Annotated in this window: 19 protein-coding genes and 1 pseudogene; 3 read left to right on the top strand and 17 right to left on the bottom strand. The window is 45.1% G+C overall.

The window, feature by feature from the left end:
* Positions 1 to 160: 160 nt before the first annotated feature.
* From L5M28_RS19300 to L5M28_RS19280, 5 genes are all read right to left on the bottom strand, one after another.
* Positions 161 to 817 (bottom strand): Vat family streptogramin A O-acetyltransferase, encoded by a 657-nt coding sequence (locus tag L5M28_RS19300; RefSeq protein WP_263204205.1) that lies wholly within the window; start codon positions 815 to 817, stop codon positions 161 to 163.
* A gap of 30 nt (positions 818 to 847) precedes the next feature.
* Complete coding sequence (locus L5M28_RS19295) at positions 848 to 1363, bottom strand: ClbS/DfsB family four-helix bundle protein (protein WP_263204204.1); 516 nt, start codon at positions 1361 to 1363, stop codon at positions 848 to 850.
* A 57-nt stretch (positions 1364 to 1420) separates the two neighbouring features.
* A complete protein-coding gene (locus L5M28_RS19290; protein WP_263204203.1) occupies positions 1421 to 1729 on the bottom strand; it encodes a hypothetical protein in 309 nt (102 codons plus the stop codon).
* Between the two features lie 354 nt (positions 1730 to 2083).
* Positions 2084 to 2536 carry a hypothetical protein gene (locus L5M28_RS19285; protein ID WP_198572175.1) on the bottom strand — a complete coding sequence of 151 codons (453 nt, stop codon included), beginning with the start codon at positions 2534 to 2536 and terminating at the stop codon, positions 2084 to 2086.
* 144 nt (positions 2537 to 2680) lie between these two features.
* A complete protein-coding gene (locus tag L5M28_RS19280; protein ID WP_263204202.1) occupies positions 2681 to 3055 on the bottom strand; it encodes a hypothetical protein in 375 nt (124 codons plus the stop codon).
* Between the two features lie 855 nt (positions 3056 to 3910).
* On the opposite strand from L5M28_RS19280, the gene L5M28_RS19275 reads away from it, so the two are divergent.
* The 3 genes from L5M28_RS19275 to L5M28_RS19265 are packed head-to-tail and all read left to right on the top strand — an operon-like array spanning position 3911 to position 5526.
* On the top strand, positions 3911 to 4441 hold the full coding sequence (locus L5M28_RS19275) for a DUF488 family protein (RefSeq protein ID WP_263204201.1): 531 nt from the start codon (positions 3911 to 3913) through the stop codon (positions 4439 to 4441).
* Positions 4442 to 4444: 3 nt separating this feature from the next.
* Positions 4445 to 4921 carry a DUF488 family protein gene (locus L5M28_RS19270; RefSeq protein ID WP_263204200.1) on the top strand — a complete coding sequence of 159 codons (477 nt, stop codon included), beginning with the start codon at positions 4445 to 4447 and terminating at the stop codon, positions 4919 to 4921.
* Positions 4918 to 5526, top strand: a complete 609-nt coding sequence (locus L5M28_RS19265) for a dual OB domain-containing protein (RefSeq protein ID WP_263204199.1) — start codon at positions 4918 to 4920, stop codon at positions 5524 to 5526. The genes L5M28_RS19270 and L5M28_RS19265 overlap by 4 nt, the downstream gene beginning before the upstream one ends.
* 118 nt (positions 5527 to 5644) lie before the next feature.
* Here L5M28_RS19265 and L5M28_RS19260 read toward each other — a convergent pair whose 3' ends face one another.
* From L5M28_RS19260 to L5M28_RS19205, 12 genes and pseudogenes are all read right to left on the bottom strand, one after another.
* On the bottom strand, positions 5645 to 5842 hold the full coding sequence (locus L5M28_RS19260) for a hypothetical protein (RefSeq protein WP_263204198.1): 198 nt from the start codon (positions 5840 to 5842) through the stop codon (positions 5645 to 5647).
* Positions 5843 to 5941: 99 nt separating this feature from the next.
* Complete coding sequence (panP, locus tag L5M28_RS19255) at positions 5942 to 7591, bottom strand: pyridoxal-dependent aspartate 1-decarboxylase PanP (RefSeq protein WP_263204197.1); 1650 nt, start codon at positions 7589 to 7591, stop codon at positions 5942 to 5944.
* Between the two features lie 546 nt (positions 7592 to 8137).
* Entirely contained in the window at positions 8138 to 9352 is a 1215-nt protein-coding gene (locus L5M28_RS19250; protein WP_263204196.1) for a glycerate kinase, read from the bottom strand.
* 232 nt (positions 9353 to 9584) lie between these two features.
* A complete protein-coding gene (locus L5M28_RS19245) occupies positions 9585 to 10943 on the bottom strand; it encodes a GntP family permease (RefSeq protein ID WP_173245672.1) in 1359 nt (452 codons plus the stop codon).
* 325 nt (positions 10944 to 11268) lie between these two features.
* Positions 11269 to 12276 carry a catalase family peroxidase gene (locus tag L5M28_RS19240; protein WP_263197766.1) on the bottom strand — a complete coding sequence of 336 codons (1008 nt, stop codon included), beginning with the start codon at positions 12274 to 12276 and terminating at the stop codon, positions 11269 to 11271.
* 209 nt (positions 12277 to 12485) lie between these two features.
* Positions 12486 to 13724, bottom strand: a complete 1239-nt coding sequence (locus L5M28_RS19235; protein WP_263197767.1) for a sugar diacid recognition domain-containing protein — start codon at positions 13722 to 13724, stop codon at positions 12486 to 12488.
* Positions 13725 to 13732: 8 nt separating this feature from the next.
* Complete coding sequence (locus tag L5M28_RS19230; protein ID WP_263204212.1) at positions 13733 to 14431, bottom strand: uracil-DNA glycosylase family protein; 699 nt, start codon at positions 14429 to 14431, stop codon at positions 13733 to 13735.
* A gap of 110 nt (positions 14432 to 14541) precedes the next feature.
* Positions 14542 to 15147: a hypothetical protein gene (locus L5M28_RS19225; RefSeq protein WP_263197769.1), complete on the bottom strand. Its 606-nt coding sequence runs from the start codon at positions 15145 to 15147 to the stop codon at positions 14542 to 14544.
* A 216-nt stretch (positions 15148 to 15363) separates the two neighbouring features.
* Positions 15364 to 17451: an MtrB/PioB family decaheme-associated outer membrane protein gene (locus tag L5M28_RS19220; RefSeq protein ID WP_263197771.1), complete on the bottom strand. Its 2088-nt coding sequence runs from the start codon at positions 17449 to 17451 to the stop codon at positions 15364 to 15366.
* 12 nt (positions 17452 to 17463) lie between these two features.
* The gene (gene mtrA / locus L5M28_RS19215; RefSeq protein ID WP_028760483.1) at positions 17464 to 18465 is read right to left on the bottom strand and encodes a decaheme c-type cytochrome MtrA; all 1002 of its coding nucleotides are present in this window, start codon (positions 18463 to 18465) and stop codon (positions 17464 to 17466) included.
* Positions 18466 to 18533: 68 nt separating this feature from the next.
* Entirely contained in the window at positions 18534 to 20486 is a 1953-nt protein-coding gene (locus tag L5M28_RS19210; RefSeq protein WP_263197772.1) for an OmcA/MtrC family decaheme c-type cytochrome, read from the bottom strand.
* A 351-nt stretch (positions 20487 to 20837) separates the two neighbouring features.
* A pseudogene (locus L5M28_RS19205) lies at positions 20838 to 21073 on the bottom strand (IS4 family transposase); the annotation flags it as partial.

The following is a 21073-nucleotide window of genomic DNA, read 5'->3' as shown; positions in this document are numbered from 1 at the left end:
GGGCGGGTTGTACCTGATAGTAACCCAGAAATCCTCAGCGCTTTTGTACAAAATTGCGCATATTGGATTTTGTTCTGCGCTTAATGGCGGTTTCTTAATGTTTGTTGCTTATTGCTGTCGCTTGAGATTTTTCGTCAAGCTTGTTCGCGACCCGCTTATCTTAGGTCGCCTGCTTTAATTGACTCAGATCCGCGCCCGCGATGGCGTGTAGGTGCTGAGTGATTTTTTCTACCGGCCAATCCCACCAAGCGATGGTAACGAGCTCATCTATCACATCTTGCTCGAATCTCAGCTTGATGACAGTGGCAGGATTTCCGCCAACCACAGCGTAGGGTGGTACATCTTTTGTTACCACAGATTGACTGGCAACAATGGCGCCGTGGCCAATTTTCACTCCAGGCATGATAGTGGCGTTATAACCAATCCACACATCGTTACCGATACAGGTGTTGCCTTTAAAAGGTAAATCTTCGGCATTGGGCGCCGCTTTCTCCCAACCATTACCAAAGATATAAAAGGGATAAGTCGAAAAGCCAGACACTTGATGATTAGCGCCATTCATAATGAATTTCACGTCTTTCGCAATAGCGCAGAATTTACCAATAATCAGTTTATCGCCAACAAAGTCAAAGTGATAAAGCACATTCGACTCGAATCTTTCAGGACCAGCTGGATCGTCATAATAAGTGTAATCACCGACGATAATGTTCTCGCGGGTAATAAAGTTTTTAAGAAAGCCAACCTGAGGAAAGCCTTTCATTGGCGCTTTATCGTTGGGGTTTGGACCTAACTGCGGGTGAGTGTGGGTACTTGGCATGAATACCTCCGTGCTGAAAAGAGTTGTTTACTAGGGTAATGCATTGTCTTTTTTGAATCGTCGTACTTTGGTACGCATATTCTTCATCGGGGAGTAAGTATTGAATTGGATCATACGGCCCAGAGTCCATTTATCGTACCAAGTTACGCCATATAACTGCTGATCACTGAGGCTAGCAATCAGCGTTGACAGCTTTTCCATTGTCATTTCATATTCATCAATTAAATCAGTATATTGCCATTGGCTATGTTCATGATGAAATCGCTCTGCTAATAATCCCAGTTGATTCCATTTATAACCCGTATCGGGAAAATCAACGGGGAGTGCTTGCGATGTTAACTCGTACCATTTGAGCACTAATTTACTCCAACCAATAAGGTAAGCGACGGTATCACTTACACTAATTTGTGTACCTTTGATGTTTCCTTCTATGCTGCACACACGGGACATTTGGGCTGGGATTGAACGATAGTCTGCCATCAATTTGGGGAAAACTGAGTAAATAGCCAATTCAAGTTCTTGTTTTGATTGGGGGATAGATGACATCACTACCTCGTTTACATTAGATGCTTAGGCTGAGTTTAACATCATCTATTGGGCTGTTTAGTATTCACCTGTCACAATAAGCTCTTGTTCAATAGATTCAACAACTAAGGCAAGTGTACTATTGTCTCGCTTAAAGCCGACAGAGCAAATTGCCATCGCGCCGTTACCACAGGTTATTTCGGGATAGTCTTCTGTCATAGGTGCTTCATCTTCCGCTACGGGCGTTAACACCCAGCCTGCAGCCAATAAACTTGATTTCACCTCTGCATACTTTTTACCCAATAAATCGGCGATGCCCTGTGCTTGAGCATATAAAGGCAGTGCTCCTAGACTTAGCATGATCAGTGGGAGAATTATCTTTCGCATATAAAGCTTTCAGTTCCTATGTGGTTTCGGTTGGTCGCTTAGCGCTTGTGAGCGTGTTAACAGCATATATTATTCATGGTCCCTCTGCGCATTATCCCTATGTGCATTAGTTGGGGGAATTATGGCTGTTCTTGTTTATTCGTTTTACTGAATATTTTTTCATACATTATCTGTGTTGATATAAAAATAACAACGAACACCCCCGTATCAATAATAAATTTCAATGGATCAAAAGGATCGCTAAAAATATCGTAGTGAAAATCGAAGTATTTGAATAATAATTTTGAGCCAATAAAAGCAAAAATAAAAGAGGTGAAGAACTTCAATGGTTTTTCCTCAAAATATGTTGATAAATTAACCATTCTCTTTGATGCGTTTGTACTCTTGTTGGGATTGATAAATTCCCAGAATGATCAGGCCAAATACGAAATAGAACAATTTTTGCGCTGAAAACTCGATTGTCAACGTAGGATGTTCTAGGTGGCGGTATAGAATACTGTGAGAAATTGCCTCTGTTATCGTCAGAATAAATGGATAGCTAATTAATGCGATAGACGATATTTTCGCGAATTTGTACGTTTGAGGTTGTTTAATGAATTTTGCAATAAATAGTAACGCAAATGATAGCGTCAGATTGCTTATCCATAAAATAGCCGCCGTAATTCGTACTTGAGTATGACTGGCTTGTTCCGCATCGGGATAAACCTCTAATATCTCCTGCAAGTAGCTTGCTGGGCTCACTAATCCCCAAACAGGGTAAAGGCATAGCAGCACGGCAGTGAGCATTAAAATATATCTGATAAACATCCTTTTTCTCCGACAGATTCTGCTTGGAAAGCTATACTTGTTATACGAATCATTACCTTAGCATTGTTTTTTACAAGTGGCGATGCTTTAGTTAAAACTAAATTATTGTGACAAAATCCTTGTTGTTGGATTGCAAACTATTTTTTAGGCGCCAACAGCACAATAGATAAGTAGCAAAGATAGCGGGATGGAAAATAGACCAATGAAACGGAATTTATTGTTGAAGTATTGAGCAGACCATAGCGCAAACTTCCTATGTAACCTTGGAGGCGTTAACGCCAAGCCCATTCCAACACCGAACAACACAATACCTATCGCAAAAATGGCCTGTGGAAACTGAGTATCGGTTGAGTAATGGGTAAAAATGAGACCCGCAATAACTCGGCTAAACACCTCAGCAATATGGAAGTAGGGCTGCTCACTAAATGAAATGATACCCTTTGAGAAAGACGCAGGTTTTACAACCATCACTAGGCTTAATAACAACATCAATAGACCAAAAGCTGCAATAAAGTACATAGTCGTTCCTTGATATAGTGATGTGTTGATATTGAAACTATAAATCCAGCGACACAATTAAGCACTCTCATTCCAGTGACACGCTCTGCTTAAATAATAAAAGTCATCTCAGAGGGTTCGACGGCGGCATCTACGGCATATGGATGCGCGAATGCCACGGTCACATGGTCAATTATGTTCCCGACATAATAGTGATATTCCCCATATCCCTATGGGTCAGATATGAATGAGCGGCCATGCCGCCAACGGCTACTTCCATAAGAGTGCTTAATTTCGTTAATTCCTGCGTACTTTTTTAGCCAGTTCCCACACTATCAGTTTCCCTTTTCAAGTCGGTACATCAGGGCATATATTCACTTTTAACCTTAAAAATATGTAGGTGTCCTTACTCTTTTTATTTTTTTGAGGCTATAAGTCCGTCTTTACAATTAAGCACTTTCATTCCAGTGACACGCCATTAACTCATCCCTGAGGGCTCGACGACGGCATCCATGCCGTCAACGGTCACTTCCATGAGAGTGCTTAATTTCGTTAATACTTGTGCATCTTTTAGTGGCAGTTTTCACACTATCATCATTTATTTTCACGTAGATGCTTTAGATGAGCACTTTTTTATCTCAGAAACATGTGGATGTCCTGTCTTTTTGTCTTTTGCTGGCAGAGGCACTGGCCGGTGTGAAGGCGATGAACAAAGTCATTAGACTGGGTATGCCCGTTCGCCAGCAAGTTGCTTAATCGGCCAGAAGCCTTGGAATGATTATCTTCTATGAAATGATTTAAACAACAACGCCATTTCATTTACTAAATCTGTCTAGATTGATACAGTGATGAAGTGATTTTTAGGGGGGGAGGGGTATGTCAATTATTTCTATTGGTTATAGTCGCAGAAGTTTCGAGGAGTTTACTAAGGCATTGGTAGATCATGGCGCTAAGTATTTAATAGATGTGAGAACTAAACCTTTTTCTAAGTATAATCCTGATTTTAATGGTGAAACCATTAAAGCTAATCTGAGAGTGCTAGGGATTAAATACGTATATATGGGAGATACCGTTGGTGGACTTCCTAGTGATCCGGAGTGTTATACTGACGGTAAGGTAGATTACAGTAAAACGGCTGATAGTGATGCTTTTAAGCAAGGATTGGAACGACTGATTAAAGCTAATAACCTACCAGTAAACGTAATAATTATGTGCGCGGAGATGAAACCAGAGCAGTGTCATCGCTCTAAATTGATAGGTGAGGTGCTTGTTAAAAAAGGTATTGATATCACTCATCTGGATGAGGGAAATATAATTAGAACTCAGAAAGAAATAATAAATAGAATTACAAATGGTCAATGCTCTATTTTTGATGACGAGTTCACATCAGTTAGAAAGTATAGGTGAGTAATGAAGCTATATACAATTGGTGCTTATGGAAAGAGTGAGGATGATTTTTTTGATTTGATGATTAACAATAATGTTACTTGTTTTTTTGACATAAGGCAAAGAAGAGGAGTCAGAGGTTCAAAATATAAATTTGTTAATAGTAAATATTTACAAAAAAAATTGATGGATCTCGATATTAAATATAATCATATAAAAGAGTTAGCTCCAACTAGTGATATTCGACAAATTCAAAAAAAACACGATGCGGCCTCTAATACTTACAAACGTCAGCGGCATCGACTAAGTGAAGAGTTTTGTTGCCTCTATGATAAAAATATCTTGGAAAATTATCAGTTCAGTCAAGAATTGTTGGCTTTAAAATATGGAGAATCAGTAGTGTTTTTCTGCGTAGAAGAAGAGCATCTAGCGTGTCATAGGAGTTTGGTAACAGAAAGACTCAAAAAAATTAATTCTTTACTGGAGATAGTTCATTTATGAACAAAGTTGTGATTACTTCAAAAACTAGAATGTCGCAAGGCTATTGTGTCGGTGGTTACGATATTTCAGATGGTAAGTATATTCGCCTTTTAACAAGTGATGGAAAGAACCAAGGGTATTATACCAAATTTGAAGTTGGTCAACTTTGGAGGCTTAGTTACAAACACCGTTTGAACACTACTCCTCCACATGTCGAAGATGTATTGGTCTCTAAACAAATATATATCAAGACCATTGCTGATTTATCTAACTATATCCTACAACGTTTAACACCATACAATGGAAGCATTACAGGGTTATTTGAGAATAAGCTTAGATTCACAAATAACGGCGGACCTTATATCAATAGATCTAATGGATTACCGAATAATAGTGTAGGGTTTTGGCTAATTCCAGAAGAGTTGAACGTAGTTAGAACGGATGAGGGGCGTATTCGTTATAAAGTTAAAACTCAGATTTACGAAATGCCTTACGTTGGACTGGAACCAGCAGTTGATTCAATTCCTGCTGGATCATTGGTTCGTGTTTCTCTTGCTCGCTGGTGGAGTCCAAATCCTGAAGAGTGTGAAGAACGTTGCTATGTTCAACTATCGGGTTGGTACTAAAAGAGAGTAAGGACAAAAAGAGTGAGGACGCCCACAGCTTTCATAGTTATTCTTTCACATCATAATCTCTATAGGATGTGCGCAATATCTCTGCCATATGCTCGCGCTATTTGTTCTTCTAAATGCAGCAGATTACCCAGAAATTTCCAAAGGCGAATTCAACTGCGGACGTGACCTTCGATGACATGGATGTCATCGTAGAGCCGCCATGGATGGCTTCACGGCGTGTCACGGAAGCAATGGAATTCGGCGTATCCGCAACGAGATCAGAAGTGCTTGGAAAAGCCTTATATTTTTTAACCTCACCTTCCTTCATCCCAGCTCTACAAACAAAAACAGCCGCAAATATTTGCGGCTGTTTGCGATTAACACACTGTATTTGAACTGGGATTTAAAGCTTACATCAAACCACTTGCTATTCAGCAACCATTGCCAATAACGCAGGTAAAAACTCGTTATCCAATGCGGCAATTTCACTTTGTTCAACCAGTACTTGATTGAGGATGTCATGGCTGGTGAGGGGGTTGGCTAGTACCACACGGAATACCACTGTCGCTTGCCTAAAGTAGCGGGCTGGCTGAATGCGGGTACGGGAGACGAAAGACTTACCCTGTTCGCGTTGGTGCTTTTGAATAAACTGAGTGAGGCCATCGAGCAGCTCGTTAAAGCGAGCGAGTTTTACTGTGTCTGCTTGCTCACAGGCAAGTTGCATGGCGGCTTGGATGCTGGCGGGCACATAACGGTAAGTCAGCAGACAAAGTTCTGGCTCAGTGATTAACTCAAAATCCTCATGGGCTTTGATTTGTTCGGCAAAATAGCGGGCTTTTTCAAGGCTGTTATTGATTAAGATTTCATAACCATCGCGGCCGATGATCTGTAAGCAAGCGTGCACTAACATCGCCATGCCGGGGCGTGAGCCTTCCAGCGTTTGGCTGCCGAGATCCTTTGAACCACGGCGCAGAATATACTCGGCGTGATGGGCAATGGCGTGGGCGAACTCTGGGTCTTTAAATAACACCATGCCTGCGCCCATGGGCACGTACATTTGTTTGTGGGCATCGATAGTGACTGAGTCAGCAAGTTCGATACCTGCGAGTAAGTGGCGGTATTTATTGGATAATAAACTTGCGCCGCCCCACGCTGCATCCACATGGAAATGGCAATTTAACTCTTTTGCGAGCGCCGCTAACTCTGTCAGTGGGTCAACATTACCGGTTTCTGTGGTGCCTGCCACGCCAACAATCGCTAACACTTTGATGTTCTTGCTAGCAAGTTCAAGGGCGGCTTGGCGCATTTTTGCGACATCGACCTTGTTATCGCTGCCCGTGGGAATGCTGATGATATTATCACGGCCGATGCCAAGCAGATCGACGGCTTTGCCCAGCGAATAGTGGCCCCGCTCCGACACTAAAATCGCTAAATCGTCATAGCCATAGTGGCGTAGTGCCTTGAGTAAGCCTTCGCGGCTGACGCCTTTAAACTCACCCTCTGCTTTCAATAATTGGTTACGGGCAATCCACAGGGCCGTGATGTTGGCAACCGTGCCGCCAGAGCAAAATGCCCCGAGAGAATGATTGGCGCTGTGCATCCAGCTTTGATAAAAATCCGTATCTTGGGCATAAATCAAATGGTGCATCATGCCGAGCACTTGGCGTTCAAGCGGCGTAAATGCCTTTGAGGTTTCGATTTTGACCAGATTTTGATTGAGTCCCACCATCATCTTCGACAGCGGCAACACGAAGTAGGGCAGTGCCGAAGTCATGTGGCCGATAAAACTCGGTGCCGCTGTGTGTACCGAATGCGCCACCAGATTTTGCATAATTTCGTCGGTGTAATCGGAGACAAAACGTGGTTGAGTTGGGATCTCAAAGGCTTGAAAATCGGTTTCAATTTCCGACAAGGGTTTTTCGAGCGCGGCGATACTGTCACCCAAAAAGCCTGCTAAGTCCTCGGAGAGCTTTTGCTCAATAATACTCAGCGTTGAGCTTGCATCTTCCGGTGCAGTAAAAATGCGGAGCAAACTTGCTTCGGATGCGGTGGCTTGGCGAGGGAGTTTCTGGGTCATGGGGCTTGCCGTCTATTAATTTTTATAGTGAAACCGCAAATTGGCTCGAAGAGTATAACGGACCAGTGATGCTCGATCAGTGACTCTCAAATGTTCAATCAGCGGAATACCAAAAAGGGAGCTCACTTTACTGCAAGGCCTTTTAGGCATCAAGCACTAAAATTTCATGTATACCAATCACGTTAAATATCTAATCAGTTCAGAGCCTCACAGGCATCTCAATCCAAGGCGCATTGACGCAGAAATGGTTATTCCCTTTTAAGGCAATGCAACACGGGAGTGGGATGGCTGTGAGGCTCCCGAAGGGCGGCTGATGTTCACTACATGGCAACGCGCTTTATACTGCGTTCAAGGCTTTCGACAGAACACCACTATGCCTTCAAGCCTTCGCCTTGTCTAAAGCGCGTTGAACTCCCGCTGAATGAACAGATATTTAATACGATTGGTATTGCCAAAGCGTTGCGGCCTAAATAAGCAAAGGCGCCGTTATGGCGCCTTTCTTCAAATCATTAAACAGAGGGAATTACTTAAGCATTAGTTCCAGTACTAGCGTTGGCCTAACATGAGTACCGCGCCGATATTTCGGGCGGTATTGCAAAGGTTTAGCTTGGCATTGGCCAGCACATCATCAAGCGGACTTAAGTGCGGGATGATAGGGAAGATAGCCGCCATACCGTGATCCAATATGGCATTGGCGTTTTCACCGAGGCAGCCCGCGATACCGATAGTGGGAATGCCCTGCAGTTTGGCTTGCTTTAACACGCCCATTGGGGTTTTACCAAACACGGTTTGACCATCGATGCGGCCTTCACCTGTGATCACTAAATCGGCGCCACGGATTTTGTCCGCAAGGCCAACGGTTTGCATCACAATCTCAACCCCGGGTTTAAGCTCGGCATTTAAAAAAGCCATCACGCCAAGACCCATACCGCCAGCCGCGCCAGCCCCTGCATGATCGCGGTGATCGCTAATGCCATTGCGGGCAATCACATCGGCATAATGGGCAAGAGCGGCATCTAGCTGCTTAACCATCTCGGGCGTCGCACCTTTTTGCGGACCAAAAATCGCCGAGGCACCGCGTTCACCGCACAGTGGGTTATCAACATCACAGGCAACTTCGAAAGTGCATTGGCTCAGTAGTGGATGGGCGTTGGTCATATCGATACGGGCAAGATTGACCAGTGCCGCGCCGCCAGAAGGCAAGGTTTTACCTTGGTCATCGAGCAATAAAATGTCCAGCGCCTGGGCCATACCTGCGCCACCATCGTTGGTGGCACTGCCGCCTAGCCCCAAAATGATGTGCTTTATCCCCCGATTAAGCGCATCACAAATCAGCTCGCCCGTCCCATAACTTGTGGTAAGCAGCGGATTACGTTGCTCCCTCGGCACATGGTGCAAACCTGAAGCTGAGGCCATTTCAATCACGGCAATCGCGCCTTGATGTGGCGATTTGCTCGTTGGATCTGCACGTGAAATTGAAGCAGAACTTGTATTGATCGCAGTGCCGAGAATGCCTTCACCAAGAATGCCATAGTGTGCTTGCACTCTATGCCCCAGTGGCCCCATGACCTCTAAGCTGACAATACTGCCGCCCGTGGCGTCCACCATAGATTGCACTGTGCCTTCGCCACCATCGGCAACGGGTATTTTGATTATGTCGCAGTCGGGTATCACTTGTTTTAAGCCTTGCTCGATTGCGTTGGCCACTTCGAGCGCGCTTAAGCTTTCTTTAAATGAGTCGGGGGCGATAACTATTTTCATTAAAAATCCTACAGCTAAATGGGATAAAACAGGGCTCAATGTTGAACACTAAACCCAAGGCCACTTACGTTGGGCGCAACAACATCCCTGTGCTAAAACTGAGGTAATATAAGGGCATTTATATCCATCACTGGCACATTAATCTGTTGCAATTATTAGGGCGTATAACAGAGATATATCTTGGGCGCGGTATGCGCCCAAGGGACAATATTGAATCAAGAACTTATTAATATTAGAGCAACACTAGGCTTAGCACATACACAGTTACCATGGACGTTACACCTTGGATTAGGGTCGCCATAGTTTGGGCTTTATAGGCTTGTTTGACACTCATGCGGCTAAATTGGGTGACGACCCAAAAGAAGCTGTCATTGGCGTGGGAAACTGTCATCGCACCTGCGCCAATGGCCATTACTGTTAGTACTCGGCCCATATCGCTACCAAGACCAATATCGCCAAGCATAGGCGCAACCAGTGCAGAGGTTGCGACTAACGCTACCGTCGATGAACCCTGCGCTGACTTAAGCGCTGCAGCGACGATAAATGGCATGAAGATTCCTATACCCAGTGCCGACAGTGATGTGCCTAAAAAGTCACCGATAGGCGTGGCTTTTAATACCGCACCAAAGGCACCGCCTGCACCTGTGATTAAAATAATCGGCGCAGCAGTGACGAGCCCTTGGCTGATGCGTTCGCTAAATTCGCTGATCTTATTCTCACCCTTTAATAGCAGCAGGGATAAAAACAGGCCAATCATCAGGGCATTAACGGGCTGACCGAGGAACACGAGCGCATCAAACACAGCTTCTTTACCCAAAGGCGCTGAAGGGAAGTTAGCGATAGAACCTAAACAAATTAATACGATAGGCACAAAAATCGGTGCGAAAGCTTTTAATGGACTTGGTAGCGTGCCATAGCTTTTTTTCAGCGTTTCATAGTCACTGGCCTGCGCTTTAAGTTCTTCTGCGCCTTCACCATCGGGCTCAACATCGGCAAAGCGGTTTGCCCATAACATACCTGCGAGTGCCGCAACAGCTGCCACAAAGAGACCCACACCGATCACTAAGCCTAAGTTGGACTCTAAGCCTAAGTTGCCTGCGGCGGCGATAGGGCCTGGCGTTGGCGGTACAAAGGTGTGAGTGGCGTACAGACCTGTGGCTAAGGCAACGCTCATGGAAACACTAGAGACCTTCATGCGGTTCGCCATCGATTGTTTCAGTGAGTTTAAGATCACAAAACCCGAGTCACAAAAGACCGGAATAGACACGAGATAACCGATAATTGACATAGTGAGTGTCGGGAAGCGTTTACCTAATATCTTGATCACCACATCGGCCATGGTGATGGCGGCGCCACTTTTTTCCAGAATAATCCCTATGATAGTGCCTAAGACGATCACTAAGCCGATATAGCCTAAAATATTGCCAAACCCTGTAGTAATGGTTTTAGCGATTTCTCCGCTCGGCAAGCCATAGGCGAAGGCTGCGATAAAGGCGGCCAGAATTAAGGTTAAAAAGGGGTGGAGTTTAAATTTTGAGGTCGCGATAACAATAAATGCAATCACGCCGATGAGAATAAGCACTAAGTTCATAGTTTGTCCCGTTCAGTTCTTGGCTGAAGTTTTTGAGTAAGTTTTTTGACTTATAGTGTAGGGCGCAGTGCTTATTTGGGCCTGAGTCCAAATGAGGGCTGCTTTAAGGTCATCCTATTATTGTGCAGGTATGTTTGAATAGCTTTGGCTAAATCCACGGAATTACCGCGTTATGTTTCGCCATTTTTGTGCTCATGCACAAAAATGCTTAGGTGAATTCGAATGCAGGAGGAGGCGTTTTGTCGGTAAGGGAGGCGCTTGTCGATAAGGATTGGCAAATAGGGCTATTTGCCAATCCTAAACAGGAGGGACTTAACTCGACTCTTTATTGACGACGAATAAAGGATTCTACATAGGCTGCGGTGCGGGCATTGAGTATCGGATCGGCAGATGCAGTAATGCCCTTAGGCAATAACAGTGGGTTAAATATGCCTTTATCACACTGCTGTACTTGGGGATCGCTATCTCGTTCACCGTTAATCATCACTTGGCCTACCAGTAAACGCTGGCGAGTTTCAGGCCAGATCACGGTTGGGTCATTAATCTCATCACCCATTTCGGCGAGTTGAATATAAAGGTTCCATTGTGCTGGCTGGTTTTTAATGCGCTCGAGTAATTCCGCCTTTAAAAAATCATCACTGAGATTGGCAAGTTCACTGGCTGACAGCGCGGCAGTACCAGTGACAGATTCAAAAATCCATTTACCCGCGACCGTTTCACCTTGTTGAACACTGTTTTTTTGCGTGCTGAACAGGAAACTATTTACACCGAAGTAGCGGCTGTTGGCAAAACTTGGGCTGGGAGGCAACTGTTTAACATGGTCGAAAAAAGCTTTGGCGCTGGGTTGATTATCAATAAGCCACTGTTTACCTTCAGGACCTTGTTTCACTTTGGTTTGAAAGTTAAAAAACTCTTCGAGATTTTTGGCAAAGAAAACAGGAACGTTAGTGGTGACAAAGTTAAGGTTCTCTTTATCGCCATCAATTTTGAGTGACATAAAGCGCCCAGCGGTTTTATCGGAGATCTGCGGATTTGTACCGCCGAGGGAAAAGCGGGCTGTAACCTTGATACTATCTTGATTAAAAAATGGAATTGCCAACGTTTGTTGTAATTGTGGATTCGGTTTAAAACTGCCCGAGGTACAAAATCCCTTAGTGTGATTACGCAGTTTGACATTTTTACCCGCCTCGCGACTTGCCACATCGGGTGTGCCGTTGACGGCATCGATCAGTTCGGGAATGGTTTTCTCGGCCGCGATTAACGAAGGTGAAGTCAGCGCTAAGCCGCTAATGAGACAAGCTTTGGCGAGTAAAGTCAGTTTGATTGAGGTCATTATCATTCCTTTCAATGGACTAAGTAGAGAGCGCTAGCATATCGACGCGATACTATATGAAAGGATAGGAAAGGGGATACGGTATAAATCTTTCAATTAATTTTTTAGTACAGGCCAAGTTTTACTCAATTGATCTGGCCATCAGGTCGGCGCCGTCATCTGCGGGCTTTTTTCTGGCGAATCTGTTGAGTTGCTCAGTCATTTGAGCGTTAAGTTAAGCGAGTCGAAGTATCAATTAATTGCCCAAGATACAGGCTTAATAATCCATGCAGGGATTGAATGTCGGCTTGGGTGATTTGCTGAATTTTATCAAGGCGATATCTGAGTGTATTGCGATGAATAAACAGGGCATTCGCGCATTGCTGTGCATCGCCAAAGTGGGTGATGTATGCCGCTAAGGTTTTGCGTAATTGGCCGTTTTTGTCCGCCTTGGCGAGTTGCTGATAGGGCGTTGCCAGCGCCTGACCGCGCCAGTCATGTTTTAGCCCTGCAAGTAACACTTGTAGGGAATAATCTTCAAACAGGTATTTATTCCCTTCTGCATTGAGCTGCTTACCGAGTGCCAAGGTTTCTTGAGCCGTGTGATAGGAGCGCGCTATCCCACCTTTTTCCGGGAAGAAATGGCCTAGGGCAATTTTAAAGTTTAAATCCATTTGGGCGGGTAAGCGCTGCAACAGCTTATCGATGCGCTGATTTTCAAGCTCAGGATCCCATTGTTTTCCATCTAAAAAAGCAGGCTTTAGGATCACCAACTGCGACATTGAGGTCATGGCAATCAAGTTACCACGGTCTGGGTATTGCAATAGATGCAGCACTTGCTTGAGGGTTTCACTGACTCTGGGGCTACGTTCATCGGCGGGCTGAGTGGATGCCTCAGCTAAGTACAAGGCCGATGGGGGGGTGTCGGTCTTTAAGTGGTGTTTCTGGATGTTTTTCTCGCTGATCTCAATAATGGCCGCGACTCTTGGCAGGCTGATATCAATGTCGAGTTGTTTTGCCCAGCGGTGCAATTGTGCATCATCGGTTTCAGCTTTGATCAGTTGCAGAATAAACTCTTCACGCTGGCGATTCTCCCATTGCAATTTATCCTGCAGGTTGGCTTGTTCGACAATTATTTCGGCGGTCATTTTGAGTAACTCACCATAATGGGTGAGCTCACGTGGATCACCGGTAATGCCGACGACGCCGATAATTTGTCCTTGATAATGTAAGGGTAAATTGATGCCTGGCTTAACGCCATGCAGCCCTGAGGCGACTTCTTGACTGATCTCAACATTGCGATTTTGGGCAATCGCCAGCAGCGCGCCTTCGTGGGTTGACCCTATACGCTTAGGGTCGCCTGAGCCTAAAATCACCCCTTGGCCGTTCATCACATTGATATTGTGGCCAATGATTTTCATTGTGCGACTCACAATTTGCTTAGCAATGGCAGAATCAAGCAGATACATACAGGCGCCTAGTGGGGTTGAAGGTTTAACAGGGATGCAATACGCATTCTTAATCTGGGTAGCATATCGCGTTCAAACTCAGGATGCTGCTTAAGCCAAAGATTATTACGCGGGCTTGGGTGCGGCAAGACAAGATACTTAGGCCAATATTGCTGCCATTGCGCGCATGCTTGGGTCACAGTTATTGGTTTCAGTTTGGGGATGGCTTTTACTTTAGCGCTGGTCGAAATTTTACTGCTGGTTGTTTGAGGCTCAGTGATCGGCGAAGTGAGGTTTACGGCCTCGGACGATTCGCGCGGTAGATGATAGTCGATGGCATATTGGCCGAGGATCACAATTAGCTCTATTTGCGGCATTAGGGCGAGCAAGGCCTGATGCCAAGTGGCAGCACATTCGGGGCGCGGTGGTTTATCACCCTGCTTTTTACCGTTTTTTTCGATACTGCCCGGAAAACAAAATCCCATAGGGATAATGGCAAAAAGATTGGGGTCGTAGAATTGCTCCCGCGTGACATTCAACCAAGTGCGCAGCCGTTCACCGCTGGCATCGTCAAAAGGTATGCCTTTATGGTGGGTTTTCACGCCCGGAGCTTGGCCTGCAATCAAAATTCGCGCTTGGGTACTGGCCTGTAATATCGGCTTGGGCGCTAAGGGTAAATGGGCCTTACATAAAGTACAGGCGCTGATTTTTGCCAGCAGTTTAGCCATTGATGCCGAGCATGATGGCGATACAGTTACGCAAAGTGGCGATGGCGCTTTAGTGAGATTCGTCTTAGTCAATTTAATCGCTAATTTTATCGTTGCTCATTCATTTTCAATCAGGATTGGAGCATCATCACTGTTTGATATACCCAGTAGCCAAAAAGAGAATAGCCAAGGATTAAACTGATATAACTTAATATCTTAGGAATTTGATTTGTGCTTGAAGCCAAACAAATGTGGGCCAGCACAATCGTAAAGAGGGCTAATGGCGCAATCACATAGCTCAGAGCTAAGATGAATAATGCCCCTAGGCTGATGATCCAATCAGCATTGCGATTGGTGGGTTTATCGATTTGGCAAAGCTGTAGTGGCAATAAAATCAGTCCAATACCGACACAGATAATGCCTAAGTTAAGGGCGAAATCACTCCAACCTCTATGATCATAAATGGCTAACGCAATGGCAATTAATGGCACTATTAGTGCGCTTAATACATGGCGTTTGGCAAAAGTGGCGCTACGATACTGACCCGCAAAAAAGAATAAGCCCTGTAGAAACAGATTGATTAAGGTAAAACCACCTAGGCCTAAAATGATAAATAGGCTCGCTGTGCCACCCGAAGGGTCGAACGCCATAGCGGGTAAGGGTAATAGGCTTAGCCCCAATAGTACGGGAATTGATAACAGCCACTGAGATTGGGAGATTGAAGAATAAATACGCATGGGCTCAGAGGATTAACTAAAAGATTGAATTAAGATCCGCTAAAGTGAGCCAAAACTCAAGGATTAAGGTTTTTATGGGTGGACTTTCGCGCCAGAGTCTGATCTTATTCAAGATTTTTACTGTTATCTGCCATGATGTTATCGCTTTAAAAGATCCTGCTGCACTTAAACAAAAGCCCGCAACATGCGGGCTTTTCGTGTTATGAACAGGATCGATTAGAGTTTGTAACTCATGCTCAGCATGATCATTTGCGCTGTGTAGTCATGGCTATTGCTGCCAAAGCCTACGACGTTCCAGATCCCATCGACGGCGATATCATTGGCGGCATCATTGTCTTTATAATTCTCAATTTTATAATCCAAGCGCAGCGCCATTTTCTCGGTGGCTTGATATTGAGCATATAAGTTAATGTTGTGCACTTTGGCAAAATAATCGCCATAGTCGCCTGTGATACCTTGTCTGACTTGAGTGTTACTGTCGGAGTTTGAATAAGTGTAATCCAATCCCATGCGTAACTTGTTCTCAAGCAAGTTGTTGTAGCTCAGGCCCGCCCCGACCACATCTACATTGTCTTCAATGAATCCTGTCCACGTTGGGGTGCTGTAATTACTGCTTCCCGCTTGTTCAGACTCAATGATTTGGTAGTTGTAGAAGGCTGTCGCCAGTAAATCATCGGTGATCATGTAGCTGATGTTGGCATCATAACTGGTGTCTTTTGACTCAGTTAAGCCAATAACTGTGTCAGAGTAGTCATCTAATGCGTAACGGGCACCGAAATCTATGGTCAAGCTGTCGATTGGCGAGTGGGTGACTCTAGCTTCAATCTGGGTTCTGTCGCGGTTAGCCAGATTGTACTTACGTAACAGGCTGTTGGTTTCAGAAGATGTCCATTCAGAAGCTTGATATTGCGAACCATCACGCTGACCGTAACTGCCCTTAACCCACATATCCCAAGTTTCAAAGCTGTTAACGCGCAAACGTGCCCAAACGGTATTTTCATCCGTGGTTTCACGGTCTTGATAATTACGGTCGTCACGTTTGAAGTCATAGCCGCCATCAAGCTTCAGTCCATGGGTAATACGATAATCCGCCACCACTTTGAAGCGTTGGCTAGTGTTATCGTAAGGGGTGTTATAGGCCACCTTACCATTGACATTGTTGATGCTGACTTGGGTCCACTCTTCAATTTGAGTATTGTTATCACGGTCGCTATAGTCGTAGCTACCACTTAAGCGCAGTGAGTTAGTCACTTTACTGACGACTTTTAAGTTCAACCCTGTGAGGTCAACTTTGGCATCAACGGCCTCTGTTGGCACTTGATAGCCATAGCCTGAAGTGACTAATGCTTGGTCTTGACTCATTTGTCCCGCAAGCACACGACCTGTTAACACATTGGTATTGTCGTTGTATTGACCCATGAGCGACACTGTGTGTGACTGGTTGTCAGGGTCAAGGGCGAGTGTGCCAGAGGTTTGAGCACCAAAGGTCGGATTGAAGGCACTGTCGAAGTTTAACTGGTTGTACTCGTTCTTAAAAATTGAGCCATTGTAGTTAAGTGCCGTGAACCAACGATCGCCTTTGAGTTTAATGCCGGCTTCAATGGAGTCAGTGGTGTAATCAACTGGCTCTGCTAACATCATGGATTGGTTAAAGAATCCACCTGATGTTTTTTTCAAGCCAGTTTTTTCTTCACGCATGTAGCTCACATGCGTACTCCACAGCGATTCACCTTGATAGTCAAAACCTAACCCTGTGCGCTCACGTTTGAGCGACAGTTCTAAGGCATTTAGGTTGTCCATCAGTAACGGCATCTGGCTGCTTGAACCCGCAGTTACCCAGTTGTCTGGCAAGGTTAAATTATCGCTGCCGACACCAGAGTAGGGCGTTAAGGCACTATTACTGTTGTAAGTGGCGATTTGGCGATAGTTTACATTGACATTATACTGGCCTTGTTTGCCCGCATTGACATCTAAACGGCCACCATCCATGCCCAGTTGATAAGCTTCAACGCTAGCTTGATAGCCTTTCTCACCACGGAAGGTGACATCGGCATCAAATTTACCCGCAACTTCGTTTGAAGTCCCAAAGGCATTCGCCGAGCGAATATCCTCTTCGCTGTTGTAACCCACGCCAACACCCACAGTGCCAGACGTACCCGTTTCAACAACGCAGCCTTTACAGCTCCAAGCGGACATTTTGACTTTTTCTGTATTGGCATTGGCTAAGCCATACCCGTCGGCTGCTATTGCAAAACCTGTGTTTGCTAGTAACGCCAGAGTGATCAAATTGAGTTTAAATTTCATTTTCTCGTCTCCTTAGCGCTGTAATAGCTTGCCAGATGGATGGTTTGAACCATGGACCTGACTGTGGCAATTTAAACAGCTTCTTCCACCCGTAAAGGCATTGTCGCCGACGTTTGAACCTAAACCAGTGTTACCTAAGTAAGCATTGCTGGCGTGGCCATCGCTAGCGTGACATTGCTGACACAGCTGCGGTGCGCGGGTTTTCAACATGGCATCATTCACACTGCCGTGAGGATTGTGGCAAGTCACACAGTTCTCAGTGACGGGTGCATGTTCCCACAGTTTTGGGCCGCGTTTCTCGGCGTGGCAGGAGTAACAGGTTTCGTTAATGCTAGGCTTGTTTAGATCGGAATCTGTCATGCTCCCATGGGGATTATGGCAATCGCTACAGGTCATTTGAGCCCATTTTAGTGGGTGACTCGAGCGTTTATTCATATCTGCTTTTTGCTTAGTGTGACAGCTAGTACAGACTTCCATTTCGGTGTTTTTTGATAACACAGGATCTTTTGCGACATGCACTTGGTGGCATGAGGCACAAGCGACATCGGCATTGTCATGGTGACTACCGTTCCAAGATACGCGTTTATCATCTTGGTGACAGCTCATACAGACACTGTTTTGTTTTTCTGCACTTAAGGTCGATTGCTTACCAAAAGTGATCATCGGCTCGTTGCCGCCTTTATTGTGTTGACCCATAGGACCATGACAGGCTTCACATTGCAGGCCAGCCATTGGGCTCTTTGATGAATCAATGGCGCCATGAACACCTTTGAAGAGGTCCATCACTTTTTCAGATTTTTTGTGGCACATCAAACAAGAATCGGCACCTTTAGGGGAGTAGCTGCCTTCGGCAAACTTCTTATCTAAGGTGGCTTCGACTTGTTCTGGAGTCATTTTGTCATCCCACTTTGAGGCGTGTGCACTCGGTGTGATGCATAAAGACATCACTGCAGACATTGCCATGGAGATGACAAGTGCCGGCAGTAGGTTTTTCATTTTTAGGCTGTTCTTCATAATAGGCTTCCCAATTTGTCCCAACAAAATTCAAGAAAGGGGGAGCGAACTCCCCCTGCTTGGGCAAATTACATCTTCACCTGAGTGTGATCTGTTGGTGTGGGTTTGTGACAGTAGAAACAGGTTTCTGACTGCGCCGCTTGATTGGCTTGAACATAATCACCGTTCACAATCGCGCCCATATTTTCTAAGCCGTGGCCAATAGATTCTGGCGCGTGGCATGAAGTACAAGTGGCAGTGATTGGCGTGGTGTATTTACCCGCAGTTGTTGCCAGAGCGCCTTTGACCTTGAATGCATCTAGGTTGAAGTCGTTATGACATTGGGTACATTCTTTGATGACACCTTGTTTACCATGAACAACGTGTAATTTCATCTCCAACGCACCTTTGTTAGCACCACTTGCATAGGTACCATCTGGGGTATGACAAGCGACACACGCATCCACACCGACGATTGGCTTACCACTGGCATCTTTTGCATGTGATAGCTGTTCTGTCATCACAAAACCTGCATGGTGGCCTTTGTGAATTTCGAAGCTATCACCGTGACAACCTTGACAGGTACCAAACTCAACTGAGTTAACATGACGCATGCTCGGTGCTTTACCAGACTTAGTGCCAAAAGCTAGTTCGGCTTTCATGCTCGTTGTTGCGCTGTCTGCGGTACATGCGGTTAAGCTTGTACCAGTGCTACACACTTCTAAACCGATAATGGTAAAGGCGGTATCAGTATCGCCTGCACCGAAAGGTAGAACGGGTGTTGTAAAGACCAATTTACCGTCAACTAAGGTTACACCTTCTTGCAGTGCGCCATCTTTGACTAAGTCTTTCGCTATTTTCGCTTTACCGCTACCTGGACTTGGGTTGTAGCCCATGATCGGGAAGTTAGGGCCAACGTTGGTAACGGACTCTAAACGTTTAATCTTATCTTGAACGGTTGCCGCATCAATTGCGTTACCATCTTTGTCTAAGATAGACACGGTTAATACTGCAGTATCATCAGCTTGACCAGCAAGTGCTGCTGACATACCTAACTGAGCGATAACGGCTTTTTTGTCTGCAGTCTTACCTGTGTGCAGTTCTGCAGTCCAATCGCTGTTATGACAGGCGATACAGTTAGAGTTATCTAACTGTTGTGAGTGACCTTTACCGGCAGCAAAGTCCACTGTGCTATGGCAGCTTCCACATGAGGCAGCAGTTGGGATACGTGACCAATTACTCCAATCAGGCGTAGCTTCATTTGCTGCGTGACAGCTTTGACAGCTTTCTAATGAGCCTAAGGTAAGGTCTTTGTGTTTAGCGTGAACGAGAACATTGAACTCTTTACCTACGCCAACTTTTCCGGCTGTGTGGCAAGTTGCACAGTAATTAACGTCAGAATACGCGCCGCCATGTTTAACATTGGCTAAATCTTGGTGACAAGTATTACAGCTTTCTGTGGCGACAATTTTGCGACTGTATGTTGGCAGTGCGCCAGTATCGGCAGTGAAGTCGACAAAGGCGTTACTGTTTGGTACTTGAGTACCATCGGGAAGCGGAGTGTTATAAGCGCGGATTAATACCCGTTGAGCTAACTGTTCGTTATAGGTGACTTTAGTGTTAGCAGTCAGGTTCATGCTAAAAGTATAACTGTAGTGACCGTTTTTCTTGTCAACGAAAGTCCCAGGGCATGTTGCAGCGACATCACAGGTTTCATCACCAAAGTATTGCCATTGTGACGCATTACCTGCACCAGTTGCGCCTTGTGGGATTAATTGTGCTGCGGCAAAACGCATTTTTTGTAGGCCAACAACGGGTAAATCATTTTCGTTAGTGACGGTAAACTCAACACTCGGAATACCGTTAGTGACGACAGATTTGTCAAAGGCGAAATTAAGGGTTTGAATCGCTGGAGCAGGTTCGCCACCAGGTTCACCGGGATTACCATCATTACCATCGCTGCCACCACAGCCAGCTAAGGCCATAGTGACTGCACTTGCTGCTAACAGCAGTGCGATTTTAGTTGTTTGTGCGTTCATCATTTTTTTCCCTGCATAGGTTTGGCATTGCTTAAACGCTATGTTCTAGAGCCAACAGATTCTATGTCTGTGTTTTTGGTCATTAGAAGCGACTTAAGTGGATGCTGGAAATAGAATTCCCCAAGGAAAGGCTAACCTAACATGACCTTAAAATCTCCAAGGCCTTTGCTAATGTGTGACTTGGATCTTTCTATTTCTAAAGAGGTATTTAAAGCGAGAGGTAAAAATGATTTTAGAACAAAAAAACAGCGGATTTTATCTGGGTAATGTGCGTTGACTTTATACTATAAAAGCAAGGTTTGAATGGGGTTGCTGTTATGTAAATAAAATCCCCCGCACTGCGCTGTCTCTTGATCACATCTTTTGCTCAAGAGACAAGGCTAGCTGGTAACCTTCAAGGATGGTTTGCAGTTTAAACCATCCTTGCCATAACCTTTCCCAGCCCACAATTCCGCTTCGTTTGCTGTCATTCCAGCCCGCGAGTTTTCCTAATCTTAGATAAGCCCAATGCACACTGGGGACTTGTTCGGGCGGTTGGCTTTTTTCCGTCTTTAGCCATAACAACTTCCAGGCCAATGGGCTTAACAGGC

Origin of the sequence: Shewanella sp. SW32 (assembly GCF_025653365.1) — a bacterium.
Lineage (GTDB): Bacteria > Pseudomonadota > Gammaproteobacteria > Enterobacterales > Shewanellaceae > Shewanella > Shewanella oncorhynchi.
This window is presented reverse-complemented; position numbering and strand designations above follow the sequence as displayed.

Excerpts from the sequence above, each read along its gene's own strand:
- L5M28_RS19245 (WP_173245672.1), bottom strand. The coding sequence starts at position 10,943 with ATGAACTTAGTGCTTATTCTCATCGGCGTGATTGCATTTATTGTTATC.
- L5M28_RS19265 (WP_263204199.1), top strand. The coding sequence starts at position 4,918 with ATGAACAAAGTTGTGATTACTTCAAAAACTAGAATGTCGCAAGGCTAT.
- panP (WP_263204197.1), bottom strand. The coding sequence starts at position 7,591 with ATGACCCAGAAACTCCCTCGCCAAGCCACCGCATCCGAAGCAAGTTTG.
- L5M28_RS19230 (WP_263204212.1), bottom strand. The coding sequence starts at position 14,431 with ATGGCTAAACTGCTGGCAAAAATCAGCGCCTGTACTTTATGTAAGGCC.
- L5M28_RS19250 (WP_263204196.1), bottom strand. The coding sequence starts at position 9,352 with ATGAAAATAGTTATCGCCCCCGACTCATTTAAAGAAAGCTTAAGCGCG.
- L5M28_RS19280 (WP_263204202.1), bottom strand. The coding sequence starts at position 3,055 with ATGTACTTTATTGCAGCTTTTGGTCTATTGATGTTGTTATTAAGCCTA.
- L5M28_RS19290 (WP_263204203.1), bottom strand. The coding sequence starts at position 1,729 with ATGCGAAAGATAATTCTCCCACTGATCATGCTAAGTCTAGGAGCACTG.
- L5M28_RS19270 (WP_263204200.1), top strand. The coding sequence starts at position 4,445 with ATGAAGCTATATACAATTGGTGCTTATGGAAAGAGTGAGGATGATTTT.
- L5M28_RS19220 (WP_263197771.1), bottom strand. The coding sequence starts at position 17,451 with ATGAAATTTAAACTCAATTTGATCACTCTGGCGTTACTAGCAAACACA.
- mtrA (WP_028760483.1), bottom strand. The coding sequence starts at position 18,465 with ATGAAGAACAGCCTAAAAATGAAAAACCTACTGCCGGCACTTGTCATC.
- L5M28_RS19235 (WP_263197767.1), bottom strand. The coding sequence starts at position 13,724 with ATGTATCTGCTTGATTCTGCCATTGCTAAGCAAATTGTGAGTCGCACA.
- L5M28_RS19260 (WP_263204198.1), bottom strand. The coding sequence starts at position 5,842 with ATGAAGGAAGGTGAGGTTAAAAAATATAAGGCTTTTCCAAGCACTTCT.
- L5M28_RS19275 (WP_263204201.1), top strand. The coding sequence starts at position 3,911 with ATGTCAATTATTTCTATTGGTTATAGTCGCAGAAGTTTCGAGGAGTTT.
- L5M28_RS19295 (WP_263204204.1), bottom strand. The coding sequence starts at position 1,363 with ATGTCATCTATCCCCCAATCAAAACAAGAACTTGAATTGGCTATTTAC.
- L5M28_RS19210 (WP_263197772.1), bottom strand. The coding sequence starts at position 20,486 with ATGATGAACGCACAAACAACTAAAATCGCACTGCTGTTAGCAGCAAGT.
- L5M28_RS19225 (WP_263197769.1), bottom strand. The coding sequence starts at position 15,147 with ATGCGTATTTATTCTTCAATCTCCCAATCTCAGTGGCTGTTATCAATT.
- L5M28_RS19285 (WP_198572175.1), bottom strand. The coding sequence starts at position 2,536 with ATGTTTATCAGATATATTTTAATGCTCACTGCCGTGCTGCTATGCCTT.
- L5M28_RS19300 (WP_263204205.1), bottom strand. The coding sequence starts at position 817 with ATGCCAAGTACCCACACTCACCCGCAGTTAGGTCCAAACCCCAACGAT.
- L5M28_RS19240 (WP_263197766.1), bottom strand. The coding sequence starts at position 12,276 with ATGACCTCAATCAAACTGACTTTACTCGCCAAAGCTTGTCTCATTAGC.